Genomic DNA, 18,442 nt, shown 5'->3' with positions numbered 1-18,442 from the left:
GGGCGTTGAGTGTCGGGATCGTCTCCGTCGTGCTGCTCATCGCCTTCGAGGCGACGGCCGTCGGTACGGCGATGCCGGTCGCCGCGCGGGAGTTGCCGGCTGCCCCGGCCCGCACCCCCGCTCCGGTGCCGCGGCGGCTGTGTCCTGCGGTTGCTGGTCACCGTCATCGGCGTCTGCTTGCCTCTCGCCCGGGGGTTGTACAGTTGCGCAATGTAGCAACTGTCGAGACGAGAGAGAGCATGACGTGCTGCGCAACGGACTGGAGCCCTGGCACCTGCTGATCGTGGCGATCGTCGTGATCGTCCTGTTCGGCTCGAAGAAACTGCCGGACACGGCGCGTTCGCTCGGCCGCTCGATGCGGATCCTCAAGAGCGAGGCCAAGGCGCTGAAGGAGGAGAACGCCGCGGACCCGGCACCCGGGACACAGGACCGGGCCCGGACCGCGGCGCCCGTGGATGCCGACTAGGGCTGTGCCGGGATCGCGGTCTTCGCCGCCCGGGCCGCCTTCCGGCGCTTGCGGCGGCTGACGCGCGGTTCCTGGTCCGGGAGCCAGCCGAAGGTGAGGCAGCTGCCGACCACGCCGAGGAGCAGGCCGACGAAGAAGCCGCCCAGGTTGGACGTCAGCCAGGTGCCCAGGGAGACCAGCACCCCGATCACCGAGTAGAACAGGCGCTGGGCGGGATTGAAGAGGACCAGCAGCCCGCACAGCAGCATCACGGCGGGGAGCAGATAGCCGGCCAGCCCCTGCATGCCGACGTGCAGGATGACGTCCAGGGACGCCTTCAGGGTGAGCAGCACCTCGGCCCCGCCCAGGGCGAGCAGCAGCCCGCCCCAGAACGGCCGGCCGGCCCGCCACCGCCGGAAGGCGGGCCGGAGGTCCCCGCGTGCGCGGCCGGGCATCAGCAACCCGACCCGCTGAAGCCCAGTTTCAGACCGGGCAGCTTGAACACACCGGCGGTCGTGGCGTAGTTGGTCTGCCGCAGGTTGGCGATGTGCACGGTGTCGGACTGCTGGCTGAAGACGCCCTTGGGGCCGCGGCCCAGCGGCCCGGCCTTGTCGAGCGTGCTGGCGTCGTTGCCGATCTCGATGTTGTTGAACGCCGCGTCGCCGGACAGCTGGGTCGAGTCGGTCGTCAGATCGCTGGCGGTGACCTTCTGCGAGCCCTCTCCCGCCCGGATGACCAGGTTCGTGCCGCCCAGGTCCACGCTCTGGCACAGCTTGGTGAGCGTCGCGTTCTTGATCACGGAGGTGACGACCAGCACCTGACCGCCGGTGTCACCCGCGTTGGGGCTGCCCTCGGCCATCTCGTCCAGGCCGCCGAACTGCGCGAAGCCGGTGCCGTTCAGCTCGGTCGCGGTGACCGTGAACGGCATGCCGGAGATGGCGAACTGCACGCCCAGCGCCCCCTCGGCGGTGAGGATCGCGAGGCCCGCGGCGACCGCGGCGGCCGGCACCGCCATCACCGCGGCCCGGCGCGCCCGGACCCGCCCGCGCCGCGCGGGGACGTCGCCGACGTCCGGGGCGACGGAGCCGTCCGGTCTTTCGGGGGTGTGCTCGGCGGAGGAGGTCATGTCTGCTCCAGGTGCATACGAGTGCGGATCGGGGTGGCACGTTGCCCTGGCGCGGACACCGACCGCGTGCGTACGTCTCCCCGCAACTCCCGGTGGTTGCAAGGGCTTTCTCGTTACGCCGCAGTAGCCGTTCAGGAAGTTACCGGGGGTTACATGAAGGGTCAAGGGAAGTGTGAACAAAGAGTGTCGATTGTGCGCCGCATGTGAGCCACCGGCACCCGCGAAGGCTCACGCCCCGCACAACTCCCTTGCAAAGCCTTGACGTTGACGGACGCCGAGGTCTACAACTCTCCTCGTCCCACCGGATCCGTGGCGCCGGATCCGCCGCGCGGCACCGACCGCGCGTCCCGGACCGCCCGTCCCGCACGGGCTCCTCACCATCCGATGCGTCCGCACGGGCTTTCCATCGCCCGCGTCCGAATCCCACGGCACGGCAGCCGTGCCGCCCGCCACCCCCCGCCCGGCCCGGCCGGAGGCCTGTCCCCGTGGCTGCCTCCGGCCGGTCACCGGCCTGCCGTCCCCGGCCCGTCACGTACGGAGAAGGCGTGACGGGCCGGCGACGGCGGACGCCGACGCGCGTCCGCCACCCTCACCCCCCGCTTCAGAGAAGAGGTACACCCGCATGCGCACGCGCACCCTCCTCGCCCTCACCACCGCCGTCGCCGCCCTGGGTCTCGCGGCCCCCGCCTCGGCGGCCGACACCCCCGTCCTGACCACCGCCGACGGCGCGGCCGTCGCGGTCGGCGACGTCCTCGACGCGTCCCTGGCGAGCGGCACCGCCGCCACCTTCTACTCCAGCGCGACCGGCACCAGCGGCATCTCCTGCACCAAGTCGGCGTTCGCCGCGACCGTCACCGACAACCCGGCCGCGCCCGGCACCGCCACCGAGTCCCTCACCTCGCACAGCTTCGACACCAGCGGCTGCACCACCAACGTCGTGGGCGTGCTCGGCGTCAGCGGCATCACCGTCGACAACCTGCCCTACACCACGAGCGTGTCCTCCGACGGCACCGTCTCCGTGACCCCGGCCCCGGGCTCCACCGTCCAGTCCACGGTCAAGCTGCGCACCCTGCTCGGCACGATCACCTGCGTCTACCAGGCCCCCGGCCTCACCGGCACGTCCAGCAACGCCGACAACAGCATCTCCTTCACCAACCAGCAGTTCACCAAGGTGTCCGGTTCGTCGCTGTGCTTCGGCAACGCCTTCTTCACCGCCAAGTACGCCCCGGTGACGAAGGGCGGCGTCGCCGTCACCGTCAACTGACGCCCCTCCTGCGCAGGTTCAGCGCCGTCGCAGTCGGACGGCCAGGGCGGCGCCGCCGGTGAGCACCAGCACCGCCGCGGCGCCGCCCGCCAGCGTGGGCGTGGACGGGCCGGAGGCCGGGCGGCCGGGCGCGGAGGCCGGCAGCGTCTCCTCCGGCTTCCCCGTGTTCTCCGGCTTCTCCGTGTTCCCCGTCTTCTCGGCGTTCTCCGGCTTCTCCGTGGTCCTCTCCGCCTCCTGGTCCGGGAAGACCACGTCCGAGCACGAGTAATAGGTGTCCGGTGTGCTGCTGTTCTGCCAGACCGTGTACAGCACGTGCCGTCCGGCGCGGTCGGACGGCAGGGTCGCCTCCATGCGGTACGCGCCGTCCGTCAGAGCCGGGTCCGTCACCTCCGCGAACGGCTTCTCGGGCAGATCGGCCCAGGACAGCGGCTCGGCCGGGTCATAGCCCGGCTTCGTCAGGTACATCCGGAACGTGCCCGTGTGCGGGATCGTCGAGACGTACCGCAGGGTCAGTCTCGCGCCGGGCGCCACCTCGGTCGCCGGCCAGTCGGCGCGGGCCAGGTCGAGGCCCCGGTAGGCGGGCAGGCCGCCGCTGCACAGCTCGCCGTCGGGGATCGTCTGCCGGTCCCGGCCGTCCACGTTCGCCACCCGCAGGTTGTCCCACGCCGTGAAGGGCGCGCCGTTCGCGGCGACGGCCGCGCGGCACGCCGCCGAGCCCGCGCGGTCACCGCCCTCCGGGGAGCAGGCCACCACCCGGCTCACGGGATCCGTCGGCGCACCGTGCGCCCGCGCCGGGCCCGCCGCCCACAGCGGCACCAGCAGCGGAGTCACCAGGGCGGCCGCGAGCGCGGTGCGGTGTGCGGTCGTACGGGGCATGCCTCTGCGTCTCCTCGGCCGGGATGGGAGCAGTCGGTCATGCAGTACGGGAAACCGGCCCGGCGCGTTCACCTCGCCACGAGCCGTTCGAAAAGGGGCCATTCACGCTCGACGGCCCGCCATAGAGGGTGGGGAGCCGGCCGGATCGAGGGTTTCCCCCGTATCCCGATGACCTTCCCTTTGCCTATCGTTCGAGCACAGCTGACCCACAGGTAACCCCGAACGGTCCGCTCCCCACTCGCGCCTGGCCGGCCATCGCGTCGCTCTTCGCTTTTCGAACCACCCCCCTCCGCTTCGACGACGAAGCGACTCCACCGCCGCTCCGCCCCAGCCCGGAGTCCGGCCACGAAAGGCAACGACCGTGCGTACCTCCCCAGAGCTCAGACGGAAGCTGATATCCGTCGCCGCCGTCTCCGTCGCCCTGCTGACCGCTGCCCCCGCCTCGGTCGCCGTCGCCCAGGAGTCCGCGCCCAGCCCCGCCGCCGTCCCGGCCGCGCAGACCGAGGCCGCCCCCGGCACCACGGCCGAGCGGCTCATCGTCGGCTACAAGTCCGGCGCCAGCGAGGCCAAGTCCAACAAGGCCGCCGCCGCCGACGCCGCGTCCAAGGCGGAGAAGACCGGCGAGGACGTCGACTTCCAGCGCCGCCTCGGCACCGGTGCCGCCCTCGTCGACCTGGGCGCCGACCCCAGCCGGGCGTCCGTCGCCGACGTGGTCGCCGCGTACGAGGCCGACCCGCAGGTCGCCTACGTCGTTCCGGACCGTCTGAACAAGCCGACGGCCGTCACCCCGAACGACACCGAGTACAGCAAGCAGTGGGACCTGTTCGAGTCCACCGCGGGCATGAACGTCCCGGCCGCGTGGGACACCACCACCGGCACCGGCGTCACCGTCGCCGTCATCGACACCGGCTACGTCGCCCACTCCGACCTGGCCGCGAACATCGTCGGCGGCTACGACTTCATCTCCGACACGGCCGTCTCCGTCGACGGCAACGGCCGCGACAGCAACCCGGCCGACCCGGGCGACTGGTACAACGCCAATGAGTGCGGCGCGGGCATCCCGGCGTCCAACTCCTCCTGGCACGGCACGCACGTCGCCGGCACGATCGCCGCCGCCACCAACAACGGCAAGGGCGTCGCCGGCATCGCCTACGGCGCGAAGATCTCCCCGATCCGCGTCCTCGGCAAGTGCGGCGGCTACGACTCCGACATCATCGACGCCATCACCTGGGCGTCCGGCGGCACCGTCTCCGGCGTGCCCGCCAACACCAACGTCGCCAAGGTCATCAACATGAGCCTCGGCGGTGGCGGCGCGTGCTCCACGGCCACCCAGAGCGCCATCAACGGCGCCGTGAACCGCGGCACCTCGGTCGTCGTCGCGGCGGGCAACGAGAACACCAACGCCTCCAGCTCGTCCCCGGCGAACTGCGGCAACGTCATCACCGTCGCCGCGACCAACCGCGCCGGCAGCCGCGCCTCCTACTCCAACTACGGCTCGGTCGTCGACATCGCGGCCCCCGGCGGCGAGACCCGCACCTCCACCGCCAACGGCATCCTGTCCACGCTGAACTCCGGCACCAAGACGCCGTCGACGGAGAACTACGCCTACTACCAGGGCACCAGCATGGCCACCCCGCACGTCGCGGGCCTCGCCGCCCTGATGAAGTCGGCCAACTCGGCCCTCACCCCGGCGCAGATCGAGTCGGCCATCAAGGCCAACGCCCGTGCCCTGCCCGGCACCTGCTCCGGCGGCTGCGGCGCCGGTCTCGCGGACGCCGCCAAGACGGTCCAGGCCGTCAAGGGCGGTACGTCGACCGGCACGACCTTCTCCAGCACCACGGCCGTCGCCATCCCGGACAACGGCTCCGCGATCGAGTCGCCGATCAGCGTCACCGGCCGCACCGGCAACGCCCCCTCGGCCCTCCAGGTCGGCGTGGACATCACGCACACCTACCGCGGCGACCTCGTCATCGACCTGGTCGCGCCGGACGGCTCGACGTACCGCCTGAAGTCGGCCGCGTCGGACTCCGCCGACAACGTGAACACCACGTACACCGTGAACGCCTCCAGCGAGGTCGCCAACGGCACCTGGAAGCTGCGCGTCCAGGACACCGCGGCGCAGGACACGGGCACGCTCAACGGCTGGAAGCTGACCTTCTGAGCCTTCTGAACCTCTCTCGGGAACGCTGAACGAGGCAGGCCGCGAACGGGCGGGCCGGCCGGTGCGGATGGGGCACCGGCCGGCCCGCCTTTACGTCTGCCCGTACAACCCCCACAGTTAGATACCGAACGCGCTGTTTTCTTTCACCAGTTGCGCTTGTTTTGCCGGATGTGCACCCGTACTCCGGCACACTGGTGTGATGAGCGCCGTCTCAGGGTGAGTTATCGTGTACGGGGGGTAAAAACAAACGGCATGACCCGTTCATTTCCGTCCCGGGAGAGTTCAGTCGATGGTGAGGCAGTTGCGAGCCGAGCAGACCCGCTCGACGATCATCACGGCCGCCGCTGACCTGTTCGACCGTCGCGGCTACGAATCGACCAGTCTCAGCGACATCGTGGAGCACGCCCAAGTCACCAAGGGCGCCCTCTACTTCCACTTCGCGGCGAAGGAGGATCTCGCCCACGCGATCCTCGAACTCCAGTCGCACACCGCCCGCCGGCTGGCGACGGAGACCGACAACCGCGGCCACACGTCCCTGGAGGCGCTGATGCGCCTCACGTTCGGCATCACCCGCATGTCCGTCGAGGACCCGGTGCTGCGGGCCGGCCTGCGGCTCGCCACCGGCGGCATCCGGCCCCGGCCGCCGCTGAGCCATCCGTTCACGGAGTGGCTGGACATCGTCACGGCCCGGCTCGTCGGCGCGGTCAAGGAGTCCGACGTCCACCCGGACATCGACATCGACGTCGTGGCCCACTCCTTGGTCTGCTTCTTCGTCGGCACCCGCGTCGTCGGCCGCTCCCGCGAGCCCGTCGCCCGCCAGCCCCGCAGGACGGCCGAGATGTGGAACATACTCATCCGCGGCCTGGTCCCGGTGACCCGCCGCGCCCGCTACCTCAGCCTGGCGGCCCGGCTGGAGCGGGAGATCGCGCCGGTGTGACGGCAGGCGCCGAGCGCTCGGTCGGTGCGAGGGCGCGCGTGGTGCCGTGAGGGGCACGCGCGGTGCCGCGCCGGGCTCGCAAGTACCGCGACGGGCACCGGATGCCGCCACGGGCTCACGGTGCCACCACGGGCTCGCGGTGCCGCGCCGGGCACGCGCGTTACGGTGAGGCACATGCCCGACACCCCCTCCGCGCCCGTGCTCCTCGGCAACCGGCCGGGCTCGTTCCCGCACAGCGTGCTGGCCGAGCGGCACCCCGCGATCATCCGGCAGGTCCGCGAGGCCTTCCCGTACGAACCCGCACAGCACCGCGCGCTCGACGAGCTGCTGGCGAACTGCACCAAGGGTGAGATCGAACCGCTCCCCGCCGACGCGCACGACCGGGACCACTGGGAGTCCTGGGGGCTGCGCGCCCACACCGGCCGGTCCTGGTTCGACGTGCCCTGGCTGTGGGCGGAGAGCTGGTTCTACCGCCGACTGCTCCAGGCCGTCGGCTACTTCGGCCCCGGCCCCTGGCAGGGCATCGACCCCTTCCGCCCCTTCAAACGGGCCGAACTCGACTCCGCCGAGACCGACGAGGAACTGGCCGCGCTCGACGACCTCGCCGGCCGGCCCGCCGCCGAACAGGAACGGGCCCTGCTCCACGGCTCCCTCTGGGGCAACCGCGCCGACCTCGGCTTCCGCCTCTCCGCCGAAGGCGCCCGGGACGCGGACGCCGCCCCCGGCCTGGTGGCCGACGACAGCGACCGCCTCTGGTCACTGCTCGACACCGCGGGCCGGAGCCCGGGCACGCTGTGCCTGGTCGCGGACAACGCGGGCCGCGAACTCGTGCCCGATCTGCTGCTCATCGCCCACCTCCTGGCGAGCGGCCGTATCGGGCAGGCCGTCCTGCACGTCAAGCCCTACCCCTACTACGTCTCCGACGCCACGACCGCCGACGTCGTCGACGCCCTGCGCCGGCTGACCGGCGCCGGGGGAGCGGCCGCCGCGTACGGACGGCAGCTGTGGTCCGCCCTCGCCGACGGCCGCCTCACTCTGCGCGCCCACCCCTTCTCCAGCGCCCCGCTGCCGTACGCGGACATGCCCGGTGATCTGCGCGAGGAGTTCGCCGCCGCGACGCTCACGATCGTCAAGGGCGATCTCAACTACCGCCGCCTGGTGGGCGACCGGCTCTGGGCCCCGACCACGCCGTTCACGGACGTCACCGCGTACTTCCCCGGCCCGGTGGCCGCCCTGCGCACCCTGAAGTCCGACGTGATCACCGGCCTCGACGGCCGGACCGAGGCGGAACTGATCGCGGCGGAGGACCAGCGCTGGCGCACCAGCGGCACACACGCGCTGATCCAGGTGCGGACGGGCTGATCCAGGTGCGGACGGGCTGAGCAAGGCACGCACGCGCTGATCCAGGCGCGGACGCCCTGGGTCAGATCACCCGTACGTCCTGCCACACCAGGCGGTGGTCCGACGTCGGGACGGTCCTGCCGTCGCCGACCAGCCGGTACAGCGGATCGCCCGGCGCCGGCCAGAACACGCCGTTCGCGCCCGGTATCAGCCCCCGGGACGGGATGACGTGGTCGACGCGCAGGTTGCCGGGGGCCGTGTCGCCGAAGTCGGCCGTGTCGAACGCCGGGTCGCCCCGGTGCGAGGTGTTCGCGCCGCCCTGGAGCCGGGCCGCCGCCACCCCGCCCGCGCTCGCCGGGGGCGTGGCGGCGGGGTGCACCGCCGGGTGCTCCAGCAACTGCCGCACGGCGTGGTCGTAGCTGTCGCCGTCGTACGGATCGGCGTTCAGGTCGCCCGCGATCACGAACCGCGCCCCGGGCCGCAGCCCGCCGCGCCGGCCACGGTCGTCGTACAGGTAGGCGCCGCGCCGCGGGCCGCCGATGTAGTCGGCCCACAGGCGGATCTCGTCGTGGTTGCGGCGGCCGTTGCGGTCCTCGGGGCCGTCGAAGGTGGGCGGAGTGGGGTGCGACACCAGGAAGTGCACGGTCTCGCGGCCGATCCGCACCGGCACGTCCCAGTGGCTCTTGGACGACAGCCGCAGGATCGCCCGGGCCTCGTCGCTGTAGTAGCCCTCGGGCATGACGTTGTCCGGCATGTCCTTCCACAGGAAGCGCTGGAAGGTGCGCACCGCGCGCGTGTCGATCGGGTGCTTCGACAGCACGACCATCCCGTACTGGCCGGGAAACCAGCCGTACCCGAAGGCGTCCTGCCCGTAGGCGTCCGAACCGGGTGTCGTCACGGCCCCGTTCCTGCCGTCGAGGTCCACGCCCGTGGCGACGCCCGTGTTCACCGGGGCGGTGAAGCGGTACGGATAGCGCACCGGGCGCGCCCCGTTGTGCCCCACGGCGAGGTAGTTCCGCAGGAACAGGCGGAGCGCCGCGCCCTGGTCGTCGTGGTCGAACTCGTTGATCAGGAGCACGTCCGGGTCGACCCGCTGGATCGTCTCGGCGGCGTTGCGCGCCTGCGCGTCGTCCGGCGTGGACAGGTCCCGGATCAGGGCGCCCTCGGCGGAGCGGTTCAGGGACGCGTTGAACGTGGCGAACCGCACGGTGCGCCCGTGCCGTTCGGCCGCCGAGGCGTTCAGGGCGGTCGCACCGGCCAGCGCCGCCCCCGCGAGCGAGGTGAGCGCGACCCGGCGCGGCAGGGCTCGGGAATGCTGCTTCATCGTGGACTCCGGTGAACGTGAGGGACAGGAGCTGCCGGCGTGTGGGCGTAAGTCTGCGCGCGTAGAGATGAACGCCACAAGGGCCCGACAGAACTCCCGACTTCATCCTCGATTCACGCGATGGTGTGATCATGTCCCGGGTCGTGGATGGCGTCGCGGGGCGCCGGGTAGGGCCCCGGCCATGACGCAGCCGTTCGAACTCCCGCACTTCTACATGCCGCACCCCGCGCGGCTGAACCCCCACGTCGACGAGGCCCGGGCGCACTCGACCGAGTGGGCGCGCGAGATGGGCATGCTGGAGGGATCCGGCGTCTGGGAGCAGGCCGACCTCGACGCGCACGACTACGGCCTGCTCTGCGCCTACACCCACCCCGACTGCGACGGCCCCGCCCTCTCCCTCATCACCGACTGGTACGTGTGGGTCTTCTTCTTCGACGACCACTTCCTGGAGATGTACAAGCGCAGCCAGGACCGCGCCGCCGGCAAGGCCCACCTGGACCGGCTGCCCCTGTTCATGCCGCTGGACCTCGCGACCCCCGTGCCGGAGCCGGAGAACCCGGTCGAGGCCGGCCTCGCCGACCTGTGGGCGCGTACGGTGCCCGCGATGTCCGAGGGCTGGCGCCGCCGCTTCGCCCTGGCCACCGAGCACCTCCTGAACGAGTCGATGTGGGAGCTGTCCAACATCAACGAGGGGAGGATCGCCAACCCCGTCGAGTACATCGAGATGCGCCGCAAGGTCGGCGGCGCCCCCTGGTCCGCGGGGCTCGTGGAGTACGCGACGGCCGAAGTGCCCGCCTCCGTCGCCGGATCCAGGCCGCTGAGGGTGCTGATGGAGACGTTCTCCGACGCCGTGCACCTGCGCAACGACCTGTTCTCCTACCAGCGCGAGGTCGAGGAGGAGGGCGAGAACAGCAACGGCGTGCTCGTCCTGGAGACCTTCTTCGGCTGCACCACCCAGGAGGCCGCCGACACCGTCAACGACGTCCTCACCTCCCGCCTCCACCAGTTCGAGCACACGGCGTTCACCGAAGTGCCCGCCCTGGCCCTGGAGAAGGGACTCAGGCCGGACGAGGTCGCGGCCGTGGCGGCGTACACCAAGGGCCTGCAGGACTGGCAGTCCGGCGGCCACGAGTGGCACCTGCGCTCCAGCCGCTACATGAACGAGAACGCCGTGCGCGGGGGCAGCCCCTGGCCGGGCTTCACCGGCATGGGCACCTCCGGCACCGACGTCCGCGCCCTGCTCGCCTCGGCCGGCGCCGAGCGGCTGCGCTCCTACACGCACGTGCCGTACCAGAAGGTCGGACCGGCGCGGATCCCCGACATCCGCATGCCGTTCCCGCTGCAGCTCAGCCCGCACCTCGACAACTCCCGCCGGAACCTGACCGACTGGGTCACCCGGACGGGCATCCTCGCCGAGGGCGTCTGGGACGCGGACAAGCTCAGGGCCTACGACCTGCCGCTCTGCGCGGCGGGCCTCGACCCGGACGCCACCCCCGAGGCCCTCGACCTCAGCTCCCAGTGGCTCGCCTGGGGCACCTACGGCGACGACTACTACCCGCTGGTCTACGGACACCGCCGCGACCTGGCCGCCGCCCGGCTGACGACGGCCCGCCTGTCCGACTGCATGCCGGTCGACGGCGGCGAACCCCCGGTCCCGGTCAACGCCATGGAGCGTGCCCTGATCGACCTGTGGGCGCGTACCACCGCGGAGATGACACCCGCGGCGCGGCGCACCCTCAAGGACGCCATCGACGTCATGACCGAGAGCTGGGTGTGGGAGCTGTCCAACCAGCTCCAGAACCGCATCCCCGATCCGGTCGACTACCTGGAGATGCGCCGGGCCACCTTCGGCTCCGAGCTCACCCTGAGCCTGTGCCGGCTGGGCCACGGCCCGGCCATCCCGCCGGAGGTCTACCGCAGCGGCCCGGTCCGGTCGCTGGAGAGCGCCGCGATGGACTTCGCGTGCCTGCTCAACGACGTCTTCTCGTACCAGAAGGAGATCGAGTTCGAGGGCGAGATCCACAACGCGATCCTCGTCGTGCAGAACTTCTTCAACTGCGACTACCCGACCGGCCTCGGCATCGTGCACGACCTGATGAGCCAGCGCATGCGGCAGTTCGAGCACGTCGTCGAACACGAACTCCCCATCCTGTACGATGACTTCCAGCTCACGCAGGAGGCGCGTGCCGCCATGGGGACATACGTGGAGGACTTGCGGAACTGGCTGTCCGGCATCCTGAACTGGCACCGCGAGGTGGACCGCTACAAGGACGCGTGGCTGTCCCGTCGCGCCCACGGCTTCCTCCCCGACCGCCCGCCGGCCGTACCGGTGCCCGCGCTCGGCTGATACGGCACTCTCCGCCCGCCGACCTCACAGGGCCGCGGGCAGCCCACAGCGGACCCGGGGAGGGCCGCACGGGCTGACCGGCCCCCTTGGGCATGGCCCGTACCGCACCTGTACGCCGGGTGCGGTACGGGCCATGCCCGTGTCCCGAGGGGCTGGAGGGCTCCCCGCATCGGCATCCGCCCGGGTCAGTCTCACTCGATCGTGGCTCATCGGGCGCCGATGTGCCGGGTAGAGCACCAGCCGTGATCGTTCCGCATCGGCGGAGGCGATCGGGCACCACCCGGAGGCGAGCCATGGAACAGACCGCGCTGCGACCCAAACCGATGCCGGGCCAGGAGCCCGACGGGGCGGCGCCGACGACGGCGAACCGCCCGGTACGGCCGCGACCGCACGCCGCCCGGCGGCGCGGGCGGCGGCTTCTCAACGTGCTGCTCGCCGGGTTCGCCGGCGCGGTCCTGGTGCTGTCCGGGATCGGCCTCGGCGCGATGGGTGCCACGGTGGTCGGCGAGGGCGGGGTCGTCGACCCGCGAGCGCGCCGCACGCCGTCGCTCCCCGGGCCCTCACCGTCCGCCGTGCCGTCCGCGCCCGTCGCCGTGACCCTCGGCGTGCAGGTCATGGACGCCCGCAAGCCCGGAGCCCTGGTCGTCGGGCTGCACGTCCCCGGTCCGGCGCAGCAGGCGGGGCTGGTGCGCGGCGACATCCTGCTCGCCTTCGGCAGCACCCGGATCGACACGGCCGCGGACCTGGTGCGCGCGGTCGCCGACGCGCGCCCCGGCCGCGAGGTCAAGCTGACGGTGCGGCACCGCAGCGGCGGCTACCAGCAGCTGACGGTCGTCCCCGCCGTCCTCACGTGACCACGCGGAAGTGGCTCGTGAGCCGTCCCGCGTCGTCCAGGACATGGAAGGCGAGCCCGGGCGGCGCGTCCCGGTCCGCGACCTGCTCGCCCTCCCAGGGCAGCCGCAGTGTCCACGTCACACCGGGCCCGACGACCAGCGGCCGGCCCGCGAACGAGGTGGCGGCGGGGGTGTGCGCGTGGCCGGTGACCAGCCCGGCGATCTCGGGCCGGCGGTCCAGCAGACCGGCCAGTCGGCCCGCATCACGCAGCCGGCAGGAGTCGGGCAGCGGGTGGTGCAGCGCCACCGGCGGGTGGTGGAAGGCGAGCAGGGCCGGAAGGCTGCCGTCGAGTTCGTCGAGGGTCGTCTCGATCCAGTCGTAGGTCTCCTCGGCCAGCTCCCCGTCGTCGCTGCCCGGGACGCTGGAGTCGCACATCAGCACGGCACCGTCGTCGAAGACCTGCACCCGGTTGACCGGCCCCTCGGCTCCCGGCAGTCCCAGCAGCCCCTTGCGGTAGGGCGCGCGGCTGTCGTGGTTGCCCGGGCAGGTCAGCACCGGGAACGGGGCGTCCGCCTCGCGCAGTCCCAGGATGCGGGCGGCCTCCTCGTACTCCGGTTCCGTGCCGTGGTCCGCGATGTCGCCCGTCACCAGCAGCGCGTCCACCTGCCCCGGCAGCTCCCACAGCCGGTCGCGCACCCGCTCGGCGCGCTCCGTCGCCCGCGCGCTCCCGTCCAGATGCAGATCGCTGATGTGTGCGAGTACGAGCACGGTCGTACGCCCCCTCGTTCGGAAAGCTCTCGGAAATCTAATGGATAGCCGAGATCTAAGCATTAGTCTTCGTGGCGGGGCAATCCACTGCTGTCCGTGGAGACGTGCGGGTGATGCCCGCAGACGGCTCGCGTCGCCCCCTCCGGCCGGGCAGGATGCTGCCCGTAGCCCCTTCGTCCGTCCTGGGAGGCCCGGATGACCGCGAGCACGGCCGCGTTCTTCACCGCCGACGACTACCGGGCCCGCATGGAGCGCGCCGCGCGGGCGGCCGCCGAGGCCGGTCTGGCGGGCCTGCTGGTGGCCCCGGGGCCCGACCTCGTGTGGCTCACCGGCTACACACCCCCGGCGGTCACCGAGCGGCTCACCCTGCTGGTCCTCGCCCCCGGGCAGGACCCCGTCCTCGTCGTCCCCGCCCTGGAGGCCCCCGACGCGCGGCAGGCGGCCGGGGCGCCCGCGCTGACCCTGCGCGACTGGACCGACGGCAAGGACCCCTACGCCGCGACCGCCGCGCTCCTCGACGCCCGGGGCCGGTTCGGCGTCAGCGACAATGCCTGGGCCCTGCACCTGCTGGCCCTCCAGCAGGCCGTGCCCGGCAGTTCGTACGCCTCGCTCACCGAGGCCCTGCCCATGCTGCGTGCCGTCAAGGACGCGGCCGAGCTGGAGCTCATGACGGCCGCGGGAGCCGCCGCCGACGCGGCCTTCGAGGAGATCCGCGAGGTCCCCTTCGCCGGCCGCCGGGAGTCCGAGGTGGCCGCGGACCTCGACCGGCTGCTGCGCCGGCACGGCCACGAGCAGGTCGACTTCACCATCGTCGCCTCGGGCCCGAACGGCGCCGACCCGCACCACGAGGCCGGTGATCGCGTCATCGACCGCGGCGACATGGTCGTCCTCGACTTCGGCGGCCTGAAGGACGGCTACGGCTCGGACACCTCCCGCACGGTCCACGTCGGCGAACCCACCGACGAGGAACGCCGCGTCCACGACGTCGTGCGCGCCGCCCAGGAGGCCGGTTTCCGCGCCGTGCGGCCGGGCGCCGCCTGCCAGGACGTCGACCGGGCCGCCCGCGTGGTCATCGCCGACGCCGGGTACGGCGAGTACTTCATCCACCGCACCGGGCACGGCATCGGCGTCACCACCCACGAGCCGCCGTACATGATCGAGGGCGAGGAGCGGCCCCTCGTGCCCGGCATGTGCTTCTCCGTGGAACCGGGCGTCTACCTGCCCGGCCGGTTCGGCGTCCGCATCGAGGACATCGTGACCGTCACCGAGGACGGCGGGCGGCGCCTGAACACCACCACCCGCGAGCTGGTCATAGTGGAGTGACGCCACCGATGTCCCCACCACGCCTCCCGAACGGCAACGGCGCGACCATGACCCAGGCACCCACACCCACCGAGGACACCGTCCGCCGACTGGTCCGGTCCCTGCTCAAGGACGGCAAGGACGGCAAGGACGGCAGGAACGGCAAGGACGGCAGGAACGGCGACGGCGGCAGGAACGGCGAGGCCGGCACGGGCGGCCCGGAGACCGGGAAGAACAGCGGCCCCGACGTCCGGCCCGCCACCGAGGGCGCCGAACCCGCCACCTGGTGGGTCGGCACCCGCCACGTGCTGCGCCTCGCCCCCGACCGCGAGGCCACCGCACGGCAGCGCCGCGAACTGCGCCTGCGCGACCTCGTCCGCCCGCACGTCCCGGTGGCGGTGCCGGCGAGCGTGGCGCACGGCGAGTGGGCGGCCGGGCTGAGCTACACGCTGGACACCAGGGTGCCGGGCGGATCGGGGGAGGAGCACGACGTGTCCGCCCTCGGCGAGGCCGACCTCGCCGGACTGCTCACGGGACTGCGCGAGGTGCCGGTGCGGCAGGCCGAGACCCTCGGTGTGCCGCGCGTCGCGCCGCGCTCCCTGGAGGCGCTGCGCCGGGCCGCCGTACGCGCCGCCGAACGCCTCGCCGAGGCCGACGAGTTCGACGCCACCCGCCTGAACCAGCTCACCCCGCCCGGCGCGGGCCAGCTCGCCGCCCAGCCCGGCTCGGCGGTCCTCACCCACCACGCCCTCACCGGCGGGCACCTCGTGGTCAGCGCCGACGGGCGGGTGCGCGGCGTCCTGGGCTGGGCCGGCGCGGTCGTCGGCGACCCGGCCGAAGACATCGCGGGCCTCGCCCTCGCCGTCGGCGCCCCCGCCGCCGTACGCGCCGCCACCCTCGCCGGCTACGGCGCCCGGCCCTGCCTGCGCGGCCTGTGGCTCGCCCGCTGCGACACCGTCGTCCACCTCGCCGAGACCCTCACCGCCGGCACGGACGCCACTGTGCGGCGGACCCGGCTGCGCCGCGCCTGGGAGCCGATCCTGCTGGAACGGGTGACGGACCTGAGGGACACCGACGACGCCCCGTAGCGGGACGGGCGGCGGGACGCCGTACGACTATCCTCCGCCCATGAAGCACACCGTCGCGGCCGTGTCGCTGGCGACCGCCGCCGCCCTCGTCTGCCTGGCCGGCTGCTCCGGCACCGCCACGGCGTCCGCGCCGGGCTCCACGGCGTCCCCCACACGACGGCCGGCCCCGGCGGACCGCCTCGCCGCGCAGCTGGTCACGGCGGGGGACCTCGGCCCCGGCTATGCCGTGCGGGAGTTCGACCCGGCCCGGCAGAAGTCCCCCTTCGCCAGGTCCGCGCAGGAGATCGCCGACGACACCTGCACCCCGCTGGCAGTCATGACGCACCAGTTGCCCCTCGGCAGGCCGCAGGCCTACCGCAGTCGCGTCGTCACCACCGACCAGGCCCCCGGCACCCGGATCTACGTCACCCTCGCCGCCTACGGCCACGGCGGTGCGGTGACGGCCATGGACAGCCTCCTCGCCGACGCCGTCCAGGGCTGCTCCCTCGGCTTCACCGCCAAGGCGAACGGCACCAGCGAGGTGTACTACCCGTTCGAGCCCGAGGACACCCCCGCGGTCGGCGACGAGGCCCTCGCCTACCGCGGCGTCGTCACGGACGAGGGCGGCGCGTCCCGGCCGATCCGCACCGCCGTCGTACGCCACGGGGACACCATCGCCGTCTGCACCGCGGTGGACGGCGCCTCCCTCGCGCGACCGGGCCTGCTCACCCCGGTGATCGAGGCGCAGGACGCGAAGCTCGGCTGACCGCTCAGTCCTGGACCAGCACCACGCCCGACTCGCCGGGCAGGTGCAGCACCCCGTCGTCCCCGGGGGTCTCGACGGGCTCCCACGCGGCCAGCACGCGCGCGTGGGGCACGCCGAGCGACAGCGCGGCCGGCTCCGGCGCCAGGTTCACCGCCACGAGGACGTCCCCGCGCCGGAAGGCGAGCCAGCGGCGCTCCTCGTCGTAGGCCACCTTGGTGTCGGCCAGGTCGGGATCGGTCAGGTCGGCCTGCTCGTGGCGCAGGGCGAGGAGCCGCCGGTACCAGGCCAGCACGCGCGCGTGGGGCTCGCGTTCCGGCTCGGACCAGTCGAGGCAGGAGCGGTCGCGGGTCGCCGGGTCCTGCGGGTCGGGCACGTCCTCCTCCTTCCAGCCGTGCGCGGCGAACTCCCGCCGCCTGCCCCGCCGTACGGCGTCCGCCAGCTCCGGGTCGGTGTGGTCGGTGAAGAACTGCCAGGGCGTGCCCGCCGCCCACTCCTCGCCCATGAACAGCATCGGCGTGAACGGCGCCGTCAGGATCAGCGTGGCGGCGCAGGCGAGCAGACCGGGGGAGACCAGGGCCGAAAGCCGGTCCCCCTGGGCGCGGTTGCCGACCTGGTCGTGGGTCTGGCTGTAGCCGAGCAGCCGGTGTCCGGCCACCCGCGTGCGGTCCAGCGGGCGTCCGTGGTGCCGTTGCCGGAAGCTCGAGTACGAGCCGTCGTGGAAGTAGCCGCCCGTGAGGGTCTTGGCGAGCCCGGCGAGGGGAGCGCGCGCGAAGTCGGCGTAGTAGCCCTGCGACTCGCCCGTCAGCGTGGTGTGCAGGGCGTGGTGGAAGTCGTCGTTCCACTGCGCGTGCAGCCCGAAGCCCCCTTCGGCGCGGGCGGTGATGAGCCGCGGGTCGTTCAGGTCCGACTCGGCGACCAGGAACAGCGGCCGGTCCACCTCCGCGGCCAGGGCGTCCACGGCCGCCGACAGCTCCTCCAGGAAGTGGCACGCGCGCGTGTCCACCAGGGCGTGCACGGCGTCCAGGCGCAGCCCGTCGAGCCGGTAGTCCCGCAGCCACGCCAGCGCGCTGCCGATCAGGTACGCGCGCACCTCGTCCGAGCCGGGCGCGTCCAGGTTGACCGCGGCGCCCCAGGGCGTGTGGTGCGTGTCCGTGAGGTACGGGCCGAAGACCGGAAGGTAGTTGCCGGACGGGCCGAAGTGGTTGTGCACCACGTCGAGCACCACGCCGAGCCCGAGTTCGTGGGCCCGGTCGACGAAGCGTTTCAGCGCCTCGGGCCCGCCGTACGGCTCGTGCACCGCCCACAGGGAGACGCCCTCGTAGCCCCAGCCGTGCGTGCCCGGGAAGGGGCACAGCGGCATCAGCTCCACGTGCGTGACGCCCAGTTCGGCGAGATGGCCGAGCCGCTCGGCCGCCGCGTCCAGGGTGCCCTCGCGCGTGTACGTCCCCACGTGCAGCTCGTACAGCACCGCCCCGGCCAGCGGCCGGCCCCGCCATGCCGCGCGCCACGCGTACCGCTCCTGGTCGACGACCGCGCTCAGGCCGTCCGGGCCGTCCGGCTGCCGGCGCGAGCGCGGATCGGGCAGCACGGGACCGTCGTCGAGCGCGAAGCCGTAGCGGGACCCGTCGCGCGCCTCGGCCTCGCCCCGCCACCACCCCACCCGTTCCGGATCGCGCTCCAAGGCGCGCGTGACGCCGTCGCACTGGAGCGTCACTCGGCCGGCCTGCGGTGCCCACACCTCGAACTGCACGGACGGTTCCCCTTCGTCTGCTCACCGTGATGTAGCCCGTCCATGGTGCGTCAAAACGCGATCAATCCGCTGGTGCATCCACCCTTTTGCGGCGGGTCTCACCGGGTACGCGCGCGTGGCGGGCGTTTTCCCGT

General features: G+C 72.8%; 16 protein-coding genes. 10 read left to right on the top strand and 6 right to left on the bottom strand.

Translation table 11 applies throughout. From position 1 onward, the window contains the following. The first annotated feature begins 244 nt into the window (after window positions 1–244). Window positions 245–466, top strand: coding sequence for a Sec-independent protein translocase subunit TatA (gene tatA, locus ABZ948_RS21230; RefSeq protein ID WP_359761721.1), 222 nt, complete (start codon window positions 245–247; stop codon window positions 464–466). On the opposite strand, the gene ABZ948_RS21225 is transcribed toward tatA, so the two are convergent. Both ABZ948_RS21225 and ABZ948_RS21220 read right to left on the bottom strand, forming a co-directional pair. Then, window positions 463–900: a DUF6114 domain-containing protein gene (locus tag ABZ948_RS21225; protein WP_359761719.1), complete on the bottom strand. Its 438-nt coding sequence runs from the start codon at window positions 898–900 to the stop codon at window positions 463–465. The two genes, tatA and ABZ948_RS21225, sit on opposite strands and share 4 nt — an antisense overlap. After that, complete coding sequence (locus ABZ948_RS21220) at window positions 900–1,571, bottom strand: DUF6230 family protein (RefSeq protein ID WP_359761718.1); 672 nt, start codon at window positions 1,569–1,571, stop codon at window positions 900–902. Before ABZ948_RS21220 ends, ABZ948_RS21225 begins: the two co-directional genes overlap by 1 nt. 622 nt (window positions 1,572–2,193) lie before the next feature. Between ABZ948_RS21220 and ABZ948_RS21215 the strand changes: the two genes are divergently transcribed. Further along, window positions 2,194–2,835 (top strand): Tat pathway signal sequence domain protein, encoded by a 642-nt coding sequence (locus tag ABZ948_RS21215; RefSeq protein ID WP_359761716.1) that lies wholly within the window; start codon window positions 2,194–2,196, stop codon window positions 2,833–2,835. A gap of 18 nt (window positions 2,836–2,853) precedes the next feature. Here ABZ948_RS21215 and ABZ948_RS21210 read toward each other — a convergent pair whose 3' ends face one another. After that, the gene (locus ABZ948_RS21210) at window positions 2,854–3,711 is read right to left on the bottom strand and encodes a lytic polysaccharide monooxygenase auxiliary activity family 9 protein (protein ID WP_359761714.1); all 858 of its coding nucleotides are present in this window, start codon (window positions 3,709–3,711) and stop codon (window positions 2,854–2,856) included. A 361-nt stretch (window positions 3,712–4,072) separates the two neighbouring features. Between ABZ948_RS21210 and ABZ948_RS21205 the strand changes: the two genes are divergently transcribed. The 3 genes from ABZ948_RS21205 to ABZ948_RS21195 all read left to right on the top strand — a co-directional run bounded on the left by ABZ948_RS21205 (window position 4,073) and on the right by ABZ948_RS21195 (window position 8,171). Further along, the gene (locus tag ABZ948_RS21205) at window positions 4,073–5,872 is read left to right on the top strand and encodes a S8 family peptidase (RefSeq protein ID WP_359761712.1); all 1,800 of its coding nucleotides are present in this window, start codon (window positions 4,073–4,075) and stop codon (window positions 5,870–5,872) included. 289 nt (window positions 5,873–6,161) lie between these two features. Continuing rightward, window positions 6,162–6,809: a ScbR family autoregulator-binding transcription factor gene (locus tag ABZ948_RS21200; RefSeq protein WP_359761710.1), complete on the top strand. Its 648-nt coding sequence runs from the start codon at window positions 6,162–6,164 to the stop codon at window positions 6,807–6,809. A gap of 174 nt (window positions 6,810–6,983) precedes the next feature. Next, entirely contained in the window at window positions 6,984–8,171 is a 1,188-nt protein-coding gene (locus tag ABZ948_RS21195; RefSeq protein ID WP_359761708.1) for a damage-control phosphatase ARMT1 family protein, read from the top strand. 61 nt (window positions 8,172–8,232) lie between these two features. Here the strand turns inward: ABZ948_RS21195 and ABZ948_RS21190 are convergent, their stop codons facing one another. Further along, a complete protein-coding gene (locus ABZ948_RS21190) occupies window positions 8,233–9,474 on the bottom strand; it encodes an endonuclease/exonuclease/phosphatase family protein (RefSeq protein WP_359761706.1) in 1,242 nt (413 codons plus the stop codon). 181 nt (window positions 9,475–9,655) lie between these two features. On the opposite strand from ABZ948_RS21190, the gene cyc2 reads away from it, so the two are divergent. Then, window positions 9,656–11,821 carry a germacradienol/geosmin synthase Cyc2 gene (cyc2, locus tag ABZ948_RS21185; protein WP_359761704.1) on the top strand — a complete coding sequence of 722 codons (2,166 nt, stop codon included), beginning with the start codon at window positions 9,656–9,658 and terminating at the stop codon, window positions 11,819–11,821. Window positions 11,822–12,114: 293 nt separating this feature from the next. Continuing rightward, on the top strand, window positions 12,115–12,675 hold the full coding sequence (locus ABZ948_RS21180; protein ID WP_359761702.1) for a PDZ domain-containing protein: 561 nt from the start codon (window positions 12,115–12,117) through the stop codon (window positions 12,673–12,675). Here ABZ948_RS21180 and ABZ948_RS21175 read toward each other — a convergent pair. Next, window positions 12,668–13,423: a phosphodiesterase gene (locus ABZ948_RS21175; protein WP_359761700.1), complete on the bottom strand. Its 756-nt coding sequence runs from the start codon at window positions 13,421–13,423 to the stop codon at window positions 12,668–12,670. The genes ABZ948_RS21180 and ABZ948_RS21175 overlap by 8 nt on opposite strands. A gap of 195 nt (window positions 13,424–13,618) precedes the next feature. Between ABZ948_RS21175 and ABZ948_RS21170 the strand changes: the two genes are divergently transcribed. From ABZ948_RS21170 to ABZ948_RS21160, 3 genes are read left to right on the top strand one after another with little or no spacing between them, the layout of a single operon-like run. After that, on the top strand, window positions 13,619–14,746 hold the full coding sequence (locus ABZ948_RS21170) for an aminopeptidase P family protein (protein WP_359761698.1): 1,128 nt from the start codon (window positions 13,619–13,621) through the stop codon (window positions 14,744–14,746). Between the two features lie 47 nt (window positions 14,747–14,793). Further along, window positions 14,794–15,813, top strand: coding sequence for an aminoglycoside phosphotransferase family protein (locus ABZ948_RS21165; RefSeq protein WP_359761726.1), 1,020 nt, complete (start codon window positions 14,794–14,796; stop codon window positions 15,811–15,813). Window positions 15,814–15,853: 40 nt separating this feature from the next. After that, entirely contained in the window at window positions 15,854–16,558 is a 705-nt protein-coding gene (locus ABZ948_RS21160; RefSeq protein ID WP_359761696.1) for a hypothetical protein, read from the top strand. A gap of 4 nt (window positions 16,559–16,562) precedes the next feature. Here ABZ948_RS21160 and treZ read toward each other — a convergent pair whose 3' ends face one another. Beyond that, window positions 16,563–18,308 (bottom strand): malto-oligosyltrehalose trehalohydrolase, encoded by a 1,746-nt coding sequence (treZ, locus tag ABZ948_RS21155; protein ID WP_359761694.1) that lies wholly within the window; start codon window positions 18,306–18,308, stop codon window positions 16,563–16,565. Between the last annotated feature and the right edge of the window lie 134 nt (window positions 18,309–18,442).

Origin of the sequence: Streptomyces olindensis, assembly GCF_040645895.1 — a bacterium.
Lineage (GTDB): Bacteria > Actinomycetota > Actinomycetes > Streptomycetales > Streptomycetaceae > Streptomyces > Streptomyces olindensis.
Note: the sequence above shows the minus strand (reverse complement) of the source record. Positions and strands in the feature narration are given on the sequence as shown.